This is a genomic window from Nostoc mirabile CHAB5784 (genome assembly GCF_020829645.1).
Classification (GTDB): domain Bacteria; phylum Cyanobacteriota; class Cyanobacteriia; order Cyanobacteriales; family Nostocaceae; genus Nostoc; species Nostoc mirabile.
In genome coordinates this window covers 39830-59992 of record NZ_JAIVFS010000049.1, presented here as the reverse complement: position 1 = coordinate 59992, position 20163 = coordinate 39830, and the positions used below count along the sequence as shown (strand labels likewise).

Sequence of the window (20163 nt, the reverse complement as noted above, 5' to 3'; positions counted from 1 at the left end):
AGTAACTCCACCACGTAAAGAAGCATCTGTTGCTGTTTAATACCTTAGATTATTCATACTTTTGCTAAGTCTCTGATTAACTCAGCCCTGCTGGGTCATTTTGTATAGCTTAGTCTAAACTCCAGTATTAACCCATCCTGCATATCTTCAGAATAAAGAATACTTGCTCTTGCCGACAGCGCACAAGCAACAATTAAACCATCCCAAAAAGAGAAATTATATCGACTGCGGATATCCGATGCAGATTCAAAAATATTCAAATTGAACTCTACCACAGTACAGCGACGGTAAAGCGACTGAATCACAGCTTTGATTTGCTCTTCGTTAAAAGCTGCTTTTTTCAGCAAATTAGCACAAACCTCATTCACAACCTGCGTACTGATAATTATTCCTTCATTTGACGTAATTGAAATAGCAATATTACGTTTTCTGTCTCTTTCTGCCACTTCTATCTTTTTGTCATCAAATAAACGATAGAGCCAAACATTTGTATCAATAAAATATCTATTATCAGCCATAACTAGAGACTGTAAATTTCTTCACGGCTGAGTACACCATTCACTTGAACGGGATTTTCAGTCAACTCATCAATTATGTCTTTTTTTGAAAATGATTTTTTCTTCACCAAAATAATTACTTTAATATCATCTCCTTCTCCAAATTCTTGTTTGTACTCATCAGGAATCTGAATTAACCCATTTTGAATTTTTGCTTGAAACTCTACCGCATTCAACATCTTTAAATTCTCTTATCTAGCTATATAAATCAATTTTAGCTCTATTGCCCAGTTCTCTGATCGGGTTTCCCAAAATCTGAATTGCATTTCTACAGGTTATTTCATTTCCTAATCAAGGCGATCGTCAAGGGCATTATTACGGCTTCTCGCTGCCAAAATTGCTATATAACTCTCATATAAGCGATTTCTTTTGATTCGCCGCTTTACGTCTACGCACTGCTGGTGATAGGGTTAAAGCAGGCAACACACCCTTAATAATCATACTCTTGCTTCATGCGATCGCACCTCAACTTTCTCATGCATTTAACGAGGCAGAATATCATCTAAGCGAAGTTGCAAGCCAGGGAAAAGCGGCGAATTAATTGCTTGATTTAGTCGGTATTGTTGTTGAATATAGGTGTTTTCAACTAATTGACAAATAGTGAATGTAGGTTGTTTAGGTTTACCAATAAATGCTACACCGCCCAATCCTCGATAATCTACAATCCAATATTCAGGAATGCCTAAAAGTGCATATTCTTCAACTTTCCGTGCATAGTCGGTTTCCCAGTTGGTGCTAACGACTTCCACCACCAATTTAATTGAGCGTCCCACTGTAATTACCTGACTTTTCACGGTATGTGGAAAAGCCCATTTTGAGGGTTTTCCAAGCCCTGATTTTTTCGTTAGCTATTTTCATTAACTTAAAGCTATTGAGAATTAGCCTGTGGAAAAAGTCACGTTTTTTTGGGGCTTGAGGACTTCCCGTGAAAAGTCAGCTGTAATTACGGGTTCTCGCTCACATTGTGGTTCACAGTCAAGAACGGTTTCATCAAGAACTACAACATCAGGACGACGAGCTGTAGCTGTATCTGCAAAGGGATAAATTAAACAAGTGCGAAGAATAAACCAGGGGAGTTGTTCTGCAACAAGGTAGATCCCAACTTGGGTTGCAAGTTTGCCACTTACCGTTTCGTGTGGGCCAGTGGGTTCCATATCAATTAGTTCTCCGTCTGCTAATTCATAGCGGGGATTATCTCGGTATTGGGAAAGAAAATTTTCAAATGTGAGGGTTTTTGGGGAGATATATGTCATGAAAGTCAATCTCTTAAAGGCAAGTTATTTTGATTATAAGTTAACCGCGATCGCTCTTAGCGTCTCCCTTTAAGAGAAGACTGCAACCCCATCACCGCTTTGCTTCTATGCACTTCTAATGATAAGAACTCTTGCAAAAGTTTTTTGTGTGAATGATCTAGTCGCTACAGTAAACCTTTAAAATCTCTAGCAGATGATTAGGTAGATTGGTATGAGTGAAACTACAGAAACGATTTTCAGCAAAATCATTCGCCGGGAAATTCCCGTTGATATTGTTTATGAGGATGATTTAGCCTTAGCATTCAAAGACATCCATCCCCAAGCCCCAGTTCACATCCTCGTCATTCCCAAAAAACCCATTCCCACACTAGCTGATGCTGAATCTCAAGATCATGCTTTGTTGGGGCATCTTTTGTTAACCGCCAAACGTGTTGCAAAAGAAGCTGGACTAGAAAACGGTTATCGAGTTGTCATCAACACCGGTGATGATGGTGGGCAGACAGTCTACCACTTACATCTGCATATTTTAGGAGGACGGCAGTTGAACTGGCCGCCTGGTTGATACAGCAGAACTTACGCAAAATACCTCTCAAACTCTTATTTCTCCGTGTCGCGCCAGTTGCTTCTCCCTTGGCGTTAGCCTCTCCCTTTGGGATTCGGGGAGACGCTGCGCGAACAAGTCTCTTAACCGCAAGGGCGCACTGGCTTCTCTGTGTCTGGAGTGGTTCGATTTTCCGTTACCTGTGCGTAAGTCCTAAGCAGAATTTAGAATTCAGGAGTCAGAAGTCAGAAGGAAAACAGGCTTTCTACCTAACTTTGAGACCTATATTGTGTACTTCATCAACTTGAAATCTGCTGTAAAACCATAAAACCGGATGAATTGTGTCTATAGACGCGATTCATCACTAAATCAAAAACGCTTCCTTCCAAAATTCTGTAGGAATGTCATCATAGTTAAGGTAAAAACATTCTGGAGATAAGACAACGGTTTACGCACGCCCTTTAGCACGGTTAATTGAGCAATTGCAACGCCTACCGGGAGTTGGCCCCAAATCTGCCCAACGACTGGCTTTGCATATTTTGAAGCGACCAGAAGCAGAAGTAGAAGCTTTGGCACAAGCGCTGATTGAGGCAAAAAAACAGATAGGCTTGTGTTCTGTTTGCTTTCACTTATCTGCTGAACCTGTTTGTGAAATTTGCCGCAATGCCAACCGTGACAATAATACTATTTGTGTCGTAGCAGATCCTCGTGATGTGATTGCGCTAGAAAAAACCCGCGAATACAAAGGGAAATATCACGTTTTGGGTGGGGTGATTTCGCCAATTGATGGAATTGGCCCAGAACAGTTGACTATACTGGCTTTGCAGCGCCGGGTGAATCAGCAAAAACCTCAAGAAGTTATTCTGGCAATTAGTCCGAGTGTAGAAGGGGAGACAACAACCCTGTATATCGGTCAGCTACTGAAACCATTTACCAAGGTGACGCGGATTGCCTTTGGTTTGCCTGTAGGTGGTGATTTGGAGTACGCCGACGAAGTGACCCTGGCAAGGGCATTGGAAGGACGCAGAGAGTTAGATTAGGCTTAATTAAGGTTATAAATTTTAGATTTAAGCCTTCTCCACTCCCATGCACTGTTAGCATCCCCACTACTTCGGCTTCGCTCAGTACAAGTCCCCACTCCCCAGCTTATTGACAATGATAAAGTTTATATTCGTAGCCATCTATGCTAGGCATTGATTGAGTATCAGAGATAACGCATGTTTTGGCGGCTTCTGCTACGGGTGCGTGAAAGTTTACCAGCCACAAGTCAAAAGGTCGTAGTAATTTCTTTAAAGTATTTTCCAGAGCAATGGTGGAAGTATTCGGGTTTTTGTCTTGATGGGCAAGGAGAAATAGAGGTTTTTGGAGTGAATTTGCAAGTTTAATCTCCCTAGCAACTCCCATCATTTCCCCAGTGTGTACATAAGTTTTGTGGGTGGTGGCAATCAGTACTGGTACTGGGGATGTTTGTTGAATTAGTTGCACAAACAGGTCAGGGCGATAATATTTTTGATAGCCGAGATTGCAGATTACTGTAACTGCACTGAAAAATCCCATTAGCCAAATTAACATCACGGCTTTTTTACCGTTTATTCCCCATTTACCTATGCTTTTTATGCCATTTTTCCCTTGTTCTCTTTCCATCAATTCCTTGGGGGGATTCCAACAAACTGCGAGACTTGCGCCTAGTAAAACAATGATCGCGGGAAAGTAAACAAAGTTATATCTAGCACCCCTAGTCAGGTCAATACCCAAAAAGTACGTAAACATAAAGAATAAAGCGATCGCACTGATCACTATTCCCATAAACACCTGAATCATAATCCGGTTTTCTGGGTGCTGTAGTTGAATCTTGATCCCACGCAGCAAAATTGGTACTGCCCAAATAAAGAAAGTCAGCATCACCACTCCAGAAGGAATCACAACCAATAGCTGTGAAGATTCAACTGGTAACAAGGAAATCATTGCAATCAATGTTCCTAAAGCTTGAAAAATTGGGCTTAACCAATCTAGCCCAACGCGCGAACCTCGAATCCACTCGGTCAAATTATCACGATTTCTATTCTCTAACAAGATTGGTATCCAAATTAAACCCGCCACACAAGTACCTATAGCAACGGCATAGATGCGCCGCCAGGGAGGAGAGAAGAAAAGAGAAAATTTGCTGCTAGTTTGCAATTGAAGCCAACCAAGAAAAATCAAAACTACAGCTTCTGTGCAGAGGGTGAGGGTAAAGAAATAATGAGAAGCAATACCTAAACCATTAATTCCTATCCATAAAAGTGTTACCCATATAGGTAAAGGTGTACGGTTTTGAATATGACGTGTGGCAATTACTAAGCAGGTGAGGGAACCAGTTACCCATAAGATTGCCAAAGTGTAATGACGCGCTTCTTGTGCTAAAAATACGCCATAGGGTGATACTGCCATCATGGCAGCAGTCAAGTGCCCCACCAAGTTAGAGCGAAACGCTACTCTACCTAATACGTAAAAACACGGTATTGAGGCAGCACCGATTATAGCTGGTAGCGATCGCGCTGCAAACAGCGATACTAATCCTCCGTCGCTAGAAAATAATTTCATCCACAGGTAAGCCAGCACAAAATACAGTGGTGGATGGCTATCTTGTGTAGCTAAGTTATGAACCACATCACCAATACTAGCCGCCGGGTTTGGTTGCAGTGGTTGTAATAGGATATCAGGTGCGATCGCTTGATCTAGCGGTACTGATAAAAAAGTATTCCCCAAGCTAAACACCAAGGTGGCAAACTCATCAGTCCAAGGAGGCTTTGCAGTCAAGTTGGTTAGGCGCAAACTGATGCCAATGATCAACCACATTAAGTTCAGCAAAGGGTGAAGCCAGGAAGGAGGGAGGCGAACCTGCCAATTATCCCAATGCTTGGGTTGTGAGGTAGAACTTGCATCTACTATGGGCACAAAACGGGAAGCATAGACAGCTAGCAACGAGATAATTTTTCTGTAAAAATAAAATGCACCTTGGAAAAAAACTCTCATTGCCGGGCCTCACACGAATGGATTTGTAGATTTGACGTTTTAGATTTGAGTTCGTTCTAAAGTCTAAGAACAAAAATCAAAATCTCAAATCCCTCGTTGTGATTATTTCACATCAGTGACGCGCCAGCTAAGTTTCAAATTAATCCAGAAATTCCAGATGGTAACGACTGCGATCGCTATAAAGTTCGCAATATAACGGTTAGGAATAACAAAATTTAATACCAAATTTAATATCAGTACATTCAATACCAGTCCAGCAAGACAAATGGCGTTGAATTTCACAAACCGCTTCAGGCGTTGCTGCCATTGTTGCTGTCTGGCGCTGACATCCGCAAATGTCCAAGCGTCATTCCAGAAGAAATTATTTAAAATTGCAATTTCACCAGCAATAATTTTGCTGGGCGTCACTGGCCAAGCCAAGGTAGTCGGATCACTGAGCAAGTAAAGCACTGCCATATCTACAAATACCCCACTAAAGCCAACCAACCCAAAGCGCAGGAATCGACGAACTGGGAAATTGACTTTTCTACTCAATTGTCCTACCTGTCCTGTGGAGAACCGCAACCGTACCAAGTGGTGGATGTAATCTATATATTGCTTCCATGTCACCTTACTCTCACCCTCTTTGCGTTCGCAGAATACATACCCAACTTCGGCAACTTGGTCTACTTTTCCCCGCCCGATTACTTCTAGGAGAATTTTATATCCTACTGGATTAAGTGTTGCATTTGCGATCGCACTCCGGCGTACCATAAAATAACCACTCATGGGGTCGGAAACTCTGCCTAGCACCCCCGGCAAAATCACCAAGCCTAACATCTGAGCGCCACGAGACAACACACGCCTGACAACACTCCAGCTACTGACACCGCCTCCGTCCACATGGCGACTTGCTACTGCCAAATCTGCTCCCTGATCAACACTACGCAACAGTTGCGTCAGCACCTCTGGTGGATGCTGCAAATCTCCATCAATCACCCCCAACACACTCCCGGTAGCTGCTTGCCACCCACGAATCACTGCTGAGGATAGCCCCCGTTCCTGTTGGCGTCGCATCACCCGCAACTGCGGATATTCTGTGAGCAAGGATTGTGCTATTTCCCAAGTTCGGTCTGGGCTATCATCGTCTACCACAATCAATTCATAGTTTCCTGGAATAGATTCATCCAGTAACTGACTCAATATGCTGACCACATTCTTGATGTTGTCACGTTCTTTATAAGTAGGAATTACTAGGGAAAGATGGATAGATTCACTACTTATACCCACACTGTTAGGGGGCAACTCTAAAATTTTTAGTGGCCCAGTTGGTACTGTTAACAGCGAGTGGGATGAGTTTGTCTTCATAATTTCACATTACAGAACGAGGATGTGTAAAAATCGAGAGAAACAAAGCCGAACATCTGCTGGCTTGATTGACTGAACGCTTACGTCAAAATTTGATGAATACTTTTTTTAGAGTTAGCTATTTTGAAAAGTTTAGTAATTTACGCGCCTCAATTCAAAATATTTTTCTCAATTTAATCTAAACTTTACATTTAGCCACTTAAATTTATGGTATAATGTTATTAATTATATATTTTTATACAAACAATCAATACTGTACGATTAAGTTATCTACGTCAGCAAATATACAGTTTATCCAGACTAAGTGAAGACTTTTTAGTATTAGTAGGTCTAATTTACCAATCCGAAATCATTCGTGAGAAAATAGTAGCTGTAAGGTGGGTTACGGAGACTGTAACGCAGCATTTAAGGTTTTCGGCGCGTTAGGCTAACTACACGAGCTTCTAATTATTTGCACTTACTTACTAAGTACTGGTTCACAAAATCTTAAATTAATAAAATAGGAAATAAGTATACTATTTAGCAGCCATTGGATAGTAAATATCTCGAAAGTCACAGCATAAAATCCCCCAAGAGGGCATTGCAAAAAAGGTGATAATTTTGTTTGTTATTAATTTAATGCTTTTGTTTTATTGCTTGTATTGAGTAAATAAACCTCTATTGTACAGGGTAGATCATGCATATTCCTGATGGATTTGTTTCTCTTCCAGTGGCAGGGGCTACTGGTTTAGCGAGTGTAGCAGCACTCTTTATTGCCTTCGAGCGATCGCAAGAGGCTTTTGGTATCCGTCGTGCGCCCATACTGGGGCTAACCACCGCCTTTATCTTTGCCGCCCAGATGATCAATTTTCCGGTAGCAGGGGGTACTAGTGGTCACTTGTTGGGGGGAACCTTAGCTGCGATCGTTTTGGGCAGCCCTTGGGCAGGAGCGTTGTGTATCGCCACAGTTTTAATTATTCAAGCTGTGCTGTTTGCTGATGGTGGTATTACAGCCTTGGGAGCGAATATTTTGAACATGGGAGTAGTTGGTGTTTGGGTTGGCTGGGTTTTAACCCAAACTTTGCAGCGACTGTTTGGGGGATCTACAGGGCGCTTACCTTTGGCTGCTGGCATTGCAGCTGGCGTAAGTGTAGTGGTAGCTGCTATTGCTTGTGCCATTGAGTTAGCCCTTTCAGGAACTGCACCCGTAGCCATAGTTTTACCAGCTATGACTGGTGTGCATATTCTGATTGGCATTGGCGAAGGGATAATTACTGGGGGTGTGCTGACTTATTTAGCCACAGCCCGACCAGATTTATTACCAGGGGAACAGCAGGAGTTTCGCGGTTGGTCTGTACCCATTGTGACCATTTTCTTGATTGCAGGAGTACTGTCACTCTTTGCCTCAGCATGGCCTGATGGTTTGGAGAAAGTTGCCGAAAACACGGGCTTCATCGACTTAGCCGAGAAAGTACGGGTAATTGTGCCGACTCCCTTAGCTGACTATGGTATTGAGGGTTTAGGGCCAATTGGCACGAGTATCGCTGGGCTTGTAGGAGCTACCGTTTGCTTTGCTGTTGCTTTTGGAATTGCCAAGGTAGTGAAAGCGAAGAATGCTTAAACTTTCCTTACCGTTACGTTTGCAGTTGTCACTAGTGATTGTAGTGGGAGCAGCTTTATTAAACCATCATGCTTGGTATTGCTTAGGTGTATATGGCGCGATCGCACTTTTGTGGGCTTGGCTGTTGCGCGTACCCATTCGCCGCTTGGGAGGATTACTCGGTACAGAATTGATTTTTTTGTCATTGCTGGCATTGCCCTTGGGATGGGAACGAGCCAGTTTTTTGCTAGTTCGTTCTCTGATTTGTTTGGTTACTATGAATAGTTTTTTGTTAACCTTACCGCCCCACAGTTTCGGTATCGCCCTTAAAGGTTTACCTGTACCAGCACCTTTAAAAGAAAATTTGTTACTAGCAGGGCAATATATGGAAATCTTGCTCTCAGAAGTGACGAGGATGCAACGCAGCGCTCAATTACGCGGTTTGAATGGAACTGCGGCATGGCTGCGCTACGCCAGTGCTGCCATGATTGGAGCCTTGTATCTCCGTAGTCTAGACAGGGCAGAGCGAGTCTATGCAGCAATGGTAACTCGTGGTTACAACGGGCAATTGCCCATAGATTCTACTCTCAGACCAAAAGAGCGTTTTGCCATACTAGCAGCTTGGGCGATCGCTGCTTGTGTAACTCTTACTTCTTACAGAATTTAGTGCAGTTGTGAATATTGAGTTTGTGAATCTTGAAATCTTTAACTTCTAATCCCCAATCACCAACCCATAACCCCCACGCAGCCGTAGTTGAGGTTGAGAACCTGGTGTATGCCTATTCCCGCCAAGAGCCAGTATTGCAAGAAATTTCTTTTACGTTAAATCCGGGCGATCGCGTGGCATTGATGGGAGCAACTGGTTCTGGAAAAAGCACCTTGCTGGAGAACCTAATCGGCTTAAAACAACCGCAAACTGGGAAAATTACGATTAATGGCATCCCGGTAGAACCAAAAACTCTAGCCCAAGTACGCCGTCAAATCGGCTTTAGCTTCCAAGACGCCAACGACCAACTATTTATGCCCACCATCTTGGAAGATATCACCTTTGGGCCACGCAACTATGGAATGTCACCAGCTAAAGCTTGCGATCGCGCCCGGCAGTTATTAGGTGATTTTGGACTCGAAGCCTACGCCAATCGTTCCGCCCACGAACTCTCTGGTGGACAAAGACGCCTGGCCGCCCTAGCCTCAATTTTAGCCCTAGACCCGACAATTTTAATTTTGGATGAGCCGACTAACGGTCTTGATCCAGCATGGCGGCGACATTTAGCGCAAGTGTTGTTAAAGTTACCCGTGCAGGTGATGTTAATTGCTTCTCATGACCTACATTGGTTAGGCAGAGTTACTCAACGCGCTTTAGTACTATCTAATGGTCGCATTCAAATAGATAGCAATATTCAGCCACTTTTGCAAGATGGTGCTACTTTAGACCAGTTGGGTTTGCCGATCGGTTGGTAATTCCAGATGAGAATGGGGAGCAGTGAGCAGAGGGATGGAGTTCAAAAAGACTCATTAACGAGTATCAAAGGTGGATTCATCCAGTTCAAAGACTCATTAACGAGTATCAAAGGTGGATTCATCCAGTTCAAAGACTCATTAACGAGTATCAAAGGTGGATTCATCCAGTTCAAAGACTCATTAACGAGTATCAAAGGTGGATTCATCCAGTTCAAAGGCTCATTAACGAGTATCAAAGGTGGATGAACCGACTTTTCTAACTCCTGCCCGCCCAATGCCCCCTACCTTAGTTACCTTATTTATTCGTAATATTGGATACTATATTCTCGGTTTTTTTGTTGGGGTGTTAATGGCTGTTTCACATAAATATACTGTTCTTGCTTGTGTTAGCCTAAGCATTGCTTTATTCATTACTAGTTGCAGCGAAAATAAAGTCTCCCAGTGCCAGCGACTGATTCGAGTTGTGAATGCCGGAACTTCTCTGATTGATAAAAATAAAGCAACGCAAGTGATCACCAGCGTACAGTTATCTAAAGATTTAGAATTTGTGACTAAATCGATTAAGGAACTGAATTTAAAAGATCCTAAGCTGAAAGAATTTCAAAGCGGTTTTGTCAAGATTTTTCAAAATCTTAGTCAAGCGGTAGCCATTGCAGGTAAGGCGCTTGGTGCGACCAAAACAGCAGATGCCTCAGCATCTGGTAGAGAAAAAATCCAAAAGGCGAGAGATGAGATTGATTCAGCACTGACAACAGCTACAACACTTGGCAAGCAGTCGGATACGTTAGTCAATCAGATGAATAAATACTGTAGCCAGCCAGAATAATCTAATTTGGCGCATCGGTTATTCTCCTCATCTTCCCCACTTTCGCAACGATAGTTGATGGTGGCGCTTCCTCAACACCTACAACATACACATCTGGCTGGGTCTAATTCTCCATCACTTTCCTCAGCCTCCTGCCGACGCTCGCGGACTCGCTACCGCTGCGCTATCCTGCCTCCTGCCTTCTTCAATTAACATCGTTAGTTTTCAAGGGATTGCACCATTATTCTAGTCCTCTTGGCAAAAACTTTAGGATGCTTCTGGAACTCTAGCAGGGCAAAATGAAATCAATATAATAGCTAGGACAGGAGCAACATTCCCATAAAAAAAGTCTACAAAAAGGTATTCAGCAGCATTTTTGCCGCTCAGACTTTCTTTGTGTGGTAGATTTTACCCTGATGATTTTCTGGCTATACTAGTGATTTCAGCTGATTGATAAATTTATCCCCCAGTATGAAAGACATAAAACTCTAAATTTCAGACATATAAGTGTGCATTTCCTTTTAAGTGACACAAAAGCCTTGTTTGGTCTTGGAGTAAATAAATTTCCTTGGGGGTACAAAAATTTTATCAGTCAATCACTAAGGTTAACACTAACACTACAGAGTGAATCTAGATCAATCAAACGTCTTCTGAGTTAGCACCTATGAAAGAAGAATTGATAGCCAGAGTTGTGCAGGTCTTACGAATTAATATGAGTTGGATGACTTGGAATTTATTTCTGGCTTTTATACCTTTAGCTTTGAGTGTGTGGCTATTTCGCTTTAGGCGTGGTGGCTCTTGGCTTTGGTGGCTAGGATTCTTAGTTTTCTATGCTTTCTTACCGAATGCACCATATTTGTTGACTGATGTAATTCACCTGATAGACGATATCCGCACGATTCAATCGGTGTGGATGATTACTTTAGTACTCATTCCTGTGTATTTGCTAGTAATTATCGGTGGATTTGAAGCTTATGTAATATCGTTAATTAATTGGGGTTACTACTTACATCGCATCGGTAAGAGCCAATGGATTTGGCGCGTTGAGTTAATTACCCATTTTCTGTGCGCTATTGGTGTCTATTGGGGACGATTTTTGCGTTTTAACAGTTGGGATTTGATTACTCAACCCGATGCCTTGCTTACCAAAGGGGTAGAAGAAATTCTAGGGAAACAACCCCTAGTAATTATTGCTATCACCTTTGTGGTACTTGCAGGTTTGTACTGGATTATGAAACGAGTAACTTTAGGTCTTAGCCAACGAGATAGTAAAATAGGCGTAAACTCAGGACGCGCAAACTCTAACACGCCAAATATTTGATGCTTGTGGCGATTTTGGCTTTTAAAGTTGGGTTTTAATTAGTAATTCCCTTGATGAATATTGCCTATCAAAAGAAAGATGCAACTAAACCCTCCTTGAGGTGAAATAAATTCAGAAGCAAACGGTTGGACTTCAACCGCCACCATCTGAGAATAACGTCCTATCAGATCATTGAATATCGATGGTCTGCTCTGATGTATTTGGTCACGTTGATAGGAGGAATATAATATGCAATTAATCTCTAGAGAGGAAATAAAGACATTAATAGAACAGCCAAAAGGAAATTGTGTTTCCATTTATATGCCAACGCACCCAGCCGGGCCAGAAGTGCGACAAAACCCAATTCGCTTTAAAAATTTGGTCAGGGAAGCAGAGACTCGTTTAATTGATGCGGGTTTGAAACAGGAAGATGCGATCGCATTGTTGGAAAAATCCCAGGAAATTGATACCCAAGAGTTTTGGGAGCAAATAGGACAAGGGCTGGCGATTTTTATTTCTGGAAATATTTTTCGCTATTATACCCTGCCAATTGATTTTCAAGAGTTGGTCGTAGTTACAGACCGATTTCACATCAAGCCACTGCTACCAATTTTAAATGGCAATGGTCGTTTTTATATACTGGCTTTGAGCCAACAAGATGTCAGGTTCTTTGAAGGAACACGCTACAGCGTCAAAGAGGTAGAAGTAGAAAATCTCCCTAAAAGTCTAGATGAAGCTCTGCAAAGAGACGATACTGCTAAAGAAGGTCAGTTTCGCATCGGAACATCAAAAGGAGGAACCGCCAATTCTTTTTCACAGCCAGGTACGTTTCACGGACAGGGAAGCCCTGACAGGGATAAACACCAAGAAGACATTATACAATTCTTTCAAATTGTCGATCGCGGATTACACGAGAAACTGAATTTGCAAAAAGCGCCTTTGGTGCTGGCTGGGGTAGAATATCTCTTGCCTTTATATAGACAAGCAAATACTTACCAGCATTTAATGGATGAAGCTATCACTGGTAATCCAGAAATTCTCAGCGCCCAAGAGTTACATAACCAAGCTTGGCCGATTGTTGAGGCTGATTTCCAAAAGTCACAGCAAGCAGTTTTGGAGCAATTTCACGAATTGTTTGGTGGTGATACTGGTAAAGCATCTAACAACCTCCAAGAAATTGTCTCAGCAGCTTATTACCAACGAGTGGATTCATTACTAGTTGCAGTTGGTCAGCAACAGTGGGGTTTATTCGATCCAACCTCAGAAACGGTTTATTTGCACCCAGAAAAAGAAACTGGTGATGAGGATTTATTGGATTTTGTTGCTGCTCATACTTTATTAAACGGTGGCACGGTTTACGCTGTTCCCTTTGAACAGATTCCATATAGCACAGCCGTTGCGGCGATTTACCGATATTGAACATTTTGATGGTGTTGTATAAATTTGTAAGGTTTTCCAAATTTTTTATTTGCAAAATCAAAATGATGCTCCCACTTCAACACATGGCTGTTACGCCTAGAATCATTGAATCACTCGTGACATACTCCCACACTGAACGGAGTACCGTTACAGTGTGGGCTTCTCGCCAAATCCAGCTATTGCTTCGGATACTCGACGAGCTTTAAGAACGGAATGCCCTACCGCCCTATTTTTTATAATTATCGCCGCATTGTGATCACGGTCTAGACTGCACCCACACTGACAAGAATGCCAGCGTTCGTGTAGTTTTTTAGGAACTTTCGCACCACAATTAGAGCAATCTTGACTAGTGCCAGACGCAATAACTTGGATAACCAACAGACCAGCGTTCTCGGCTTTGTTTGTCAGTATCGACAGAAAGCTTGACCATCCAGCATCAAGTACAGACTTAGCCAATCGTGTTCGTGCGAGTCCTTTTACGTTTAAATCTTCTACTGCTACAACGTCGTACTTTTTCAACAAGTTGTTAGCCGTCTTGAAATGAAAGTCTTTACGTTTATCGGCAACTTTTTTGTGTTGCCTACCTAGTTGTTTAACTGCTTTTTGTCTACGCTTACTACCTTTCTTTCTGCGTGAAACACGTTTTTGAATGACTCGTAAGCGTTTTTGAGACTTCCGATAATGTTGAGGAATAGCAACTATTTCATTTTCAGAAGTTGTTAAAAATTCCTTTAAACCAACATCAATCCCAGTTATAGACTCTGGATTGAAATCGGGCTTAATTGTTGGAACTGTTGCATCTTCCAGGCTTAAAGTTATATAGTAACCATCGGTTTTTTTGGTAACGGAGGCTGTCTTTACTTTGAAGCCCGTGGGTATTGAACGATGCAAAATAACTTTAACCTTTCCAAACATCGGAAGATTAATTAAATTACCTTGCAAGCACCCCTCTTTTATTTGAGGATAAGTAAAAGTCCGGTAACGGTCACGAGCCTTAAATCTAGGTCTACCGCTACGTTTCCCGTTACTATCACCCTTTAAAAAACGGTCAAAAGTTACTTTAACTCTCTTGACGATATCCTGTAAAACTTGTGAGTAAATTTCACCATAATGGGGATGAGTTTTTTTGAGGTTAGGTAGTGTTTTCTTTTGGCTGTAATAATCAGGATTATCTTTCAACTCTGGGAGATGGCAAACACTCTTGACAAGCGTCAATAGAACAGCGATTGCGCTCATTCCAATCAAACCTATCAGCTAATAAATAATTATATTGAGCGCAGAGCATAGATAGCCATCTATCTATTTCTCTGGCTTGTTGTTTTGTCGGTCGTAGCTTGTACTGGTATGCTGTCCTCATTTGTCATCACCTCCTTGCTGAATCTATAATAACATTAATGTAACGTTATCGTACTGGCATTAATGAAAAATAAAACATTGAACTTAAGAATATCTGAGCGTAGGTTAAATAAGTTGCGACTGTACTCAGCCTGGAAAGACAAAACTATGACTCAAATACTTGAAGACTTCATTGACTCGTTGCCAACTCCAGAGATAGGCAATTCGTCATCGACCAACATTACTCAGTGAACTGCGTTCACTTTTTCTCGTTGGTCAATTCCTCATTGCCCGGAATTCATCCCAACACTGACTCTTCGAGTACAGTGTGGGGCTTCTTCCGCTTCAAGCTAACTAATGCAGTTTTCGTCGTGCAGCTGCTAAAATTAAGCGTTGTTCAGCACGAGCGATCGCCTGATAGGTTCGCTCCACTGCTTCCGGCTCAACGGAAATGGAAGTTATACCCCATTCCACTAACTTATCGATGATTTCTGGATAGAGGGCTGGTGCTTGACCGCAGATTGAACAAGATATACCGGCACTTTTAGCCATTTGGATCAGTTGAGCGATCGCACTCATAACTGCCGGATGACGTTCATTAAATACTTTTGCTAGCTGTCCTTGCTCTCGATCCACTCCGAGCAATAATTGGGTCAGATCATTTGTACCAATAGAAATTCCGGCTGCACCTGCTTTGACATATTCTGGCAGTAAAAATAGGACGCTTGGCACTTCTGCCATCATCCACAATTGAAACTGTGACACCTCAGTTAAAAGGGCTTGCTCAACTTTACGACGGCAAAAGACAAATTCTTCCACAGTCCGCACAAAAGGCAACAGTAGATTTACATTGCTGTAACCAGCTTGCTGGACACTCGCTAAAGCTTGCAGTTCCAACTCAAAGACTGCGGGATTTCGTAAATAGCTAAAAGTCCCACGTTTACCCAACATCGATTGTGTTGAAGATTGTAAATTATCACTCAATGATGGTAAATCCTGCGGCCAATCTAAAGAACGATAAAAAACTGGTCTTGGTGCAAAAGCACGGGCAAACTGGATAATCTGCTCAGACCATAGCTCTAACAATTCTGCTTGCTGCCCTCTTAAAATCCAACTATTAGGATGTTGCCCGGACAATATATTTAGTACCATCAATTCTGAGCGCAACAATCCCACTCCATCCACAGGGAAGCTTTGTACTTGTTCTATTAAACTGGACTGACTCAAGTTAACCAGCAGTTGGGTAGCAATCATAGGTAGATGAGAAGTAACAGGATGGGATGGGGAAATAGGGGGATGGAGAGGATTTTCTGCCACTTTCCTCTTCTCCATCTCTCCCGCTCTCCCACTTTCCCCTTCTCCTGTGATCCGATAAACTTCTCCTCTGTCGCCATCGAGTAGCAGTCGTTCGCCAGTTTGGATTAAGGTTGTAGCAGATGTGGCGTTAACTACTGCTGCGATACCTAATTCTCTGGCAAGAATGGCAGCGTGGCTGGTTAATCCGCCTTGTTCAGTAATAATACCACCAACTTGGTGCAGTAATGGTAACCAATCAGGTGCGATCGCTGTTATTACTAAAATCGCTCCCTTGGGTAATTGTTCGGGTTTGTGTTGCGGATTAATAATTACTAGGGCAGTCGCCACAACACGTCCTCCTGCCGCCCCTATTCCCCTGATGAAGTGTCTGTGGTTAATCACAGATTGGGGAGAACTAACTTGTGTTATGTAGAGCTTGCCAGATGTACTTTGCCCGGCGATAGTCCATTTAATGGTAAAGCTTTTACCCAGTTCACTCACCAGTTGAGTTCCCAGAGCAATTATTTGTTGTAAGTATTCTTCTTGTAAAGCGTACTCTTTTTGTTGGGCTTCCTGAATGAGGTAGGTACTTAGACAAGTGTGATCTGGTGTTAGGGCTGACTTGGGCACGGGTTGCGAAAAAGCTCCAGGTGCTGCATCATCCACACCATAAGCGAGCATTTTATTGCCCAACTGTTGCTCAAGCACAATCCCGGTTGCCTGTTGAATGTAGTAAACATCTGGCTGGACTTCGCCAAGAGCTATCGCAATTCCTAATCCCCAAGTAGCTTCAATTTCCCATCCAGAGGAGTTGGCTTTCAGCAAGCCACTGGCGATCGCATTCTCAACAGGTTGAACCAAAACGGCTAAACTGATTTGTTGCAGGTTAATTCCTGAGTGCTGCCAATATAGTAGACTTCTGGCACGAAATATCTGGCTCCAGGTAAGCTTTAGGGCAAAAGCGATCGCTTCTGGTTCGCACTGGCAAAACACCGACTCCAGCAAACCAGATATATTCTTCATACTTGGAGTAGCATTTGATACTGCTAAGGTAGGTCGAAGAATCAAACAGCCAGTTTGCCATTCTCTAGCTGCTTGGAAAATTGTACTCACCCAATCCTCTGGCACAGTCGCAGTGAGAATTTCTTGGCGCAAGCGACCAGCTACCTGCTGAAGTTGGCGCCAATTAGCTACATCTAGATGTAACGAAGAATGGGGTAAGTCAGCCACTAATGACTCTGAACTATTGAGATTTTCGAGAAATTCTCGCAAAATTTCTGCCGAAACGACAAAACCAGGCACCACCGGATAGCCACGCTGCATGATTCTGCTCAAGTAAAACGCTTTGTCACCTACTTTGGCGCGGTCTTGTAGTTTAATTTGATCTAGCCAGTAGAGTTTGTCCACTCAATTTGTTAGTTGTCAGTAATCTATTCATAGCCACAGCCATTTCCTCCTAGTACGTTATCAGCCGTAAATTCACTGACTCCCTACTAAAAGAGGAGTTTCCAGCATTTACGTTTAATTTGCCGACCTTATTAGTGGTTAATTGCCAGTTACACGATGTATTGCTGTAATTCAACTCCTTTGTAAATCAAATATTTTCCTTCATTTAGCCTCTCTTCCCTGAAATCGGGGGTTTAGTTGTTTGAGCGAGTTGTAGATGGCGGTATTATATTTAATTATTGAGTGTATGGGTTAAATCTAGCAATTTGAGATAGAATTTTATAGTTTAGTCATTTTAAATAGTTAAAAACCTATTTAATAAACTTAAAATTTATCTAGTTTGCCCAAATTATGATCATTGCCATAATTTAACAATGCAAACATTAATTTATTTTTGACCAAAATAATATCTTATTGCGAAATAATCCTAACAAGGCAAAATATTAAGTTTTACCTAAAAAAGTATTTCCGAATTGATAGAATCTAAATATGATATAGGCAATTAAATTGCACTCGTTGAATTAAACTCCATCAATAAAAGATTAAAATATTTCTGCACGATTTTTGTAAAAATATTAATAATTAACCTAGTACAGGTCGGCGGAAATAAACCTACCATTTCATTACAGCCAGAAAGCCCAAAATTAAATAATTCGTAATTCGTAATTCGTAATGACGCTCTCTACGAGACGCTGCGCGAACGCGGACTCGCTAACGCAACGCTTTCGTAAATTTTGTTTTGTAATGGGGATTTAACCCCAACACAAAACTTGCTTTTTTATTGAACCGGGGGACTTAAACCCACGGAACTAGTTAAAGTGTGTGTGACTTTTGACACTTAGACTTCGCTCAGTGTTAACTTTTGACTTCCACCTTGTGGTACTAAGCTAATGAGCATTTAAGTTGCATAAAAGCAGGGCTGTAGTCCCTACTACAAGCGAATCAACCTGGAAAAATGAATGACGATTAGCTTAGTAGATGTGGCGAAAGTGTGCCAACCTTTAACAATGGGATTTTCCTCGAAGTCTTGTTAATTTATATATATAGTACCTAGATTTATGCCGTGCTGTACTAATATATAAAATTCTCTACACCAGATTAAGCATTGTCAAACACTTACTATCTTGCAACTAATGATTGGCTAAATATCAGCTTCAGGCTGTGCCTTGCATTGCTTATTGGAGCAATTATCGGCTTAGAACGCCAAATTAGACGTAAACCAGCCGGTTTAAGAACTCACATGCTGGTGAGTTTAGGTTCAGCCGTGTTTACTCTGATAATTATGCAAACAGATGGGTCACAGTTCAGTCGTGATGCACTTAGCCGCGTGATTCAGGGGATTGCAGCCGGTGTAGGATTTCTCGGTGCTGGAGAAATTGTGCGCCAATCTTCTCAAGAATCACAGCGACTTGAAATTCACGGACTGACATCAGCAGCAGCTATTTGGGTTTCGGCTGCTTTGGGAATTGCTGCTGGCTGTGGTTTGTGGCAGTTAGTATTAATCGGAGGTTTGCTTACTTTTTTGGTTCTCACCGTTTTTAAAAGGTTAGAAAAACGTGATTAGTCACAAATGACTAATTTGGGATTATCTCTCCTGCTTTCACAAAAAGAATTTGGGAGGACTTCAACCACTGAGAATCAAAAGAACCCAAGTGAGTAGTAGTAATTAGGGTCTGAAAGCGGTCTTGAATGGCATCGAGTAATTGATTTTGGCGGGATAAATCTAGTTCGGCAAGAACATCATCAAGTAATAGCAATGGTGGCTCTTTGACGACTTCTTCAATTAATTGTAATTCTGCTAATTTTAAGGCTAGAACCAGCGTTCGTTGTTGACCTTGAGAACCGTATTGACGAGCGGGTGTCTGGTTAATAGTTAATTCTATTTCGTCTCGATGGGGGCCGACAAGAGTAGTACCTTGGTGCATTTCGGCGATCGCTCGTTGCTGGATTTTTGCTAAAAAAGCTTGCTGCACTTCTTCTTTCTGGTTATCCTCTAAAGGAATATTCGGCAGGTACTTGATTTGTAGAGCTTCTGTACTGCCGCTAATGCTGGCGTGCCAAGCCGTAGCAATGGGAGCTAATCTTTGGATGGCGCGATCGCGTCGTCTAATGACTCTGGTTCCTGTAGTAGCTAACTGTGCATCCCACAACACCAGTTCTGAATGTAGAGACGTTGCATCTAACGTCTCTACATGGCGTTTTAAAAAGGCATTGCGCTGGCGTAACACATGGTTATACTGCTGCAAAATGTGAGCATAAACTGGTTCGAGTTGAATTAAGAGTGTATCTAACCAGTTACGGCGACCTTCCGGGCCGCCGCGTACCAGTTCTAAATCGAGGCTAGAAAATTGGACTGCATTGAGAACGCCGAGAAAATCCATTTGACGGCGGATCGATTCACCATTGAGGGCAACGCTACGGCGACCATTGCGGCGCAGGGTTAAAGTCAGGTCACTAACGCCTGTTTGTCGCTCAAGGGTGGCATTAATTTGGGCTACGGCTTCCCCTTCTTGAACCAAATCGCGATCGCGGGTCATTCGGTGCGATCGCAATGTCGCCAGCAACTCCACCGCCTCTAACAAATTTGACTTTCCCTGAGCATTGTTACCTACCAAAATTGTTTTGGCAGCATTAAACTCAACGTTCTGGTCTTGATAATTACGAAATTGTCGTAGATTTAGAGTTTTCAGGTACATAAGGAACACAAGGAAAGGAGAAATACGAGAAAGGAAGGAATAGATACTCTAATTTCAATCAGGGTTATCTCGGTTGTTATTATGAAACTTCCATAAAATATTTTTTTCCTTGT

At 42.2% G+C, this 20163-nt stretch carries 15 protein-coding genes and 3 pseudogenes; 9 read left to right on the top strand and 9 right to left on the bottom strand.

What is annotated here, in order from left to right:
* Positions 1-95: 95 nt before the first annotated feature.
* From LC653_RS26110 to LC653_RS26095, 4 genes and pseudogenes are all read right to left on the bottom strand, one after another.
* Positions 96-518, bottom strand: a complete 423-nt coding sequence (locus LC653_RS26110) for a PIN domain-containing protein (RefSeq protein WP_229497611.1) — start codon at positions 516-518, stop codon at positions 96-98.
* A gap of 2 nt (positions 519-520) precedes the next feature.
* On the bottom strand, positions 521-736 hold the full coding sequence (locus tag LC653_RS26105; protein ID WP_229497610.1) for a hypothetical protein: 216 nt from the start codon (positions 734-736) through the stop codon (positions 521-523).
* A gap of 303 nt (positions 737-1039) precedes the next feature.
* Positions 1040-1321 (bottom strand): annotated as a pseudogene (locus LC653_RS26100) (Uma2 family endonuclease); the annotation flags it as partial.
* Between the two features lie 171 nt (positions 1322-1492).
* A pseudogene (locus LC653_RS26095) lies at positions 1493-1810 on the bottom strand (Uma2 family endonuclease); the annotation flags it as partial.
* Positions 1811-2021: 211 nt separating this feature from the next.
* Between LC653_RS26095 and LC653_RS26090 the strand changes: the two are divergent.
* Entirely contained in the window at positions 2022-2372 is a 351-nt protein-coding gene (locus tag LC653_RS26090; RefSeq protein WP_229497609.1) for a histidine triad nucleotide-binding protein, read from the top strand.
* Between the two features lie 461 nt (positions 2373-2833).
* Positions 2834-3391, top strand: coding sequence for a recombination mediator RecR (recR, locus tag LC653_RS26085; RefSeq protein ID WP_069073197.1), 558 nt, complete (start codon positions 2834-2836; stop codon positions 3389-3391).
* Positions 3392-3497: 106 nt separating this feature from the next.
* Here the strand turns inward: recR and LC653_RS26080 are convergent, their stop codons facing one another.
* Positions 3498-5366, bottom strand: coding sequence for a glycosyltransferase family 39 protein (locus LC653_RS26080; protein ID WP_229497608.1), 1869 nt, complete (start codon positions 5364-5366; stop codon positions 3498-3500).
* Between the two features lie 102 nt (positions 5367-5468).
* Entirely contained in the window at positions 5469-6713 is a 1245-nt protein-coding gene (locus tag LC653_RS26075) for a glycosyltransferase (RefSeq protein ID WP_229497607.1), read from the bottom strand.
* A 676-nt stretch (positions 6714-7389) separates the two neighbouring features.
* On the opposite strand from LC653_RS26075, the gene LC653_RS26070 reads away from it, so the two are divergent.
* The 6 genes from LC653_RS26070 (at position 7390) to LC653_RS26045 (ending at position 13277) form a co-directional block, all read left to right on the top strand.
* Positions 7390-8313 (top strand): energy-coupling factor ABC transporter permease, encoded by a 924-nt coding sequence (locus tag LC653_RS26070; protein ID WP_229497606.1) that lies wholly within the window; start codon positions 7390-7392, stop codon positions 8311-8313.
* Positions 8306-8959: an energy-coupling factor transporter transmembrane component T family protein gene (locus LC653_RS26065; RefSeq protein ID WP_229497605.1), complete on the top strand. Its 654-nt coding sequence runs from the start codon at positions 8306-8308 to the stop codon at positions 8957-8959. Before LC653_RS26070 ends, LC653_RS26065 begins: the two co-directional genes overlap by 8 nt.
* Before the next feature lie 29 nt (positions 8960-8988).
* Positions 8989-9753, top strand: a complete 765-nt coding sequence (locus LC653_RS26060) for an energy-coupling factor ABC transporter ATP-binding protein (RefSeq protein WP_229497604.1) — start codon at positions 8989-8991, stop codon at positions 9751-9753.
* A gap of 349 nt (positions 9754-10102) precedes the next feature.
* Entirely contained in the window at positions 10103-10579 is a 477-nt protein-coding gene (locus LC653_RS26055) for a hypothetical protein (RefSeq protein WP_229497614.1), read from the top strand.
* A 643-nt stretch (positions 10580-11222) separates the two neighbouring features.
* Positions 11223-11879: a DUF1361 domain-containing protein gene (locus LC653_RS26050; RefSeq protein WP_229497603.1), complete on the top strand. Its 657-nt coding sequence runs from the start codon at positions 11223-11225 to the stop codon at positions 11877-11879.
* 228 nt (positions 11880-12107) lie between these two features.
* The gene (locus tag LC653_RS26045; RefSeq protein ID WP_229497602.1) at positions 12108-13277 is read left to right on the top strand and encodes a baeRF7 domain-containing protein; all 1170 of its coding nucleotides are present in this window, start codon (positions 12108-12110) and stop codon (positions 13275-13277) included.
* A 76-nt stretch (positions 13278-13353) separates the two neighbouring features.
* On the opposite strand, the pseudogene LC653_RS26040 reads toward LC653_RS26045, so the two are convergent.
* Positions 13354-14634 (bottom strand): annotated as a pseudogene (locus LC653_RS26040) (RNA-guided endonuclease InsQ/TnpB family protein).
* A gap of 332 nt (positions 14635-14966) precedes the next feature.
* Positions 14967-17315: a putative PEP-binding protein gene (locus tag LC653_RS26035; protein ID WP_229497601.1), complete on the bottom strand. Its 2349-nt coding sequence runs from the start codon at positions 17313-17315 to the stop codon at positions 14967-14969.
* A 1144-nt stretch (positions 17316-18459) separates the two neighbouring features.
* On the opposite strand from LC653_RS26035, the gene LC653_RS26030 reads away from it, so the two are divergent.
* On the top strand, positions 18460-18918 hold the full coding sequence (locus LC653_RS26030; protein ID WP_229497600.1) for an MgtC/SapB family protein: 459 nt from the start codon (positions 18460-18462) through the stop codon (positions 18916-18918).
* Between the two features lie 10 nt (positions 18919-18928).
* Here the strand turns inward: LC653_RS26030 and recF are convergent, their stop codons facing one another.
* Positions 18929-20050 carry a DNA replication/repair protein RecF gene (recF, locus tag LC653_RS26025; RefSeq protein WP_229497599.1) on the bottom strand — a complete coding sequence of 374 codons (1122 nt, stop codon included), beginning with the start codon at positions 20048-20050 and terminating at the stop codon, positions 18929-18931.
* Positions 20051-20163: the final 113 nt, after the last annotated feature.

Coding starts and splice junctions, on each gene's coding strand:
- LC653_RS26045 (WP_229497602.1), top strand. CDS start 12,108: ATGCAATTAATCTCTAGAGAGGAAATAAAGACATTAATAGAACAGCCA.
- LC653_RS26075 (WP_229497607.1), bottom strand. CDS start 6,713: ATGAAGACAAACTCATCCCACTCGCTGTTAACAGTACCAACTGGGCCA.
- LC653_RS26050 (WP_229497603.1), top strand. CDS start 11,223: ATGAAAGAAGAATTGATAGCCAGAGTTGTGCAGGTCTTACGAATTAAT.
- LC653_RS26110 (WP_229497611.1), bottom strand. CDS start 518: ATGGCTGATAATAGATATTTTATTGATACAAATGTTTGGCTCTATCGT.
- LC653_RS26105 (WP_229497610.1), bottom strand. CDS start 736: ATGTTGAATGCGGTAGAGTTTCAAGCAAAAATTCAAAATGGGTTAATT.
- LC653_RS26090 (WP_229497609.1), top strand. CDS start 2,022: ATGAGTGAAACTACAGAAACGATTTTCAGCAAAATCATTCGCCGGGAA.
- recF (WP_229497599.1), bottom strand. CDS start 20,050: ATGTACCTGAAAACTCTAAATCTACGACAATTTCGTAATTATCAAGAC.
- LC653_RS26080 (WP_229497608.1), bottom strand. CDS start 5,366: ATGAGAGTTTTTTTCCAAGGTGCATTTTATTTTTACAGAAAAATTATC.
- LC653_RS26055 (WP_229497614.1), top strand. CDS start 10,103: ATGGCTGTTTCACATAAATATACTGTTCTTGCTTGTGTTAGCCTAAGC.
- LC653_RS26070 (WP_229497606.1), top strand. CDS start 7,390: ATGCATATTCCTGATGGATTTGTTTCTCTTCCAGTGGCAGGGGCTACT.
- LC653_RS26065 (WP_229497605.1), top strand. CDS start 8,306: ATGCTTAAACTTTCCTTACCGTTACGTTTGCAGTTGTCACTAGTGATT.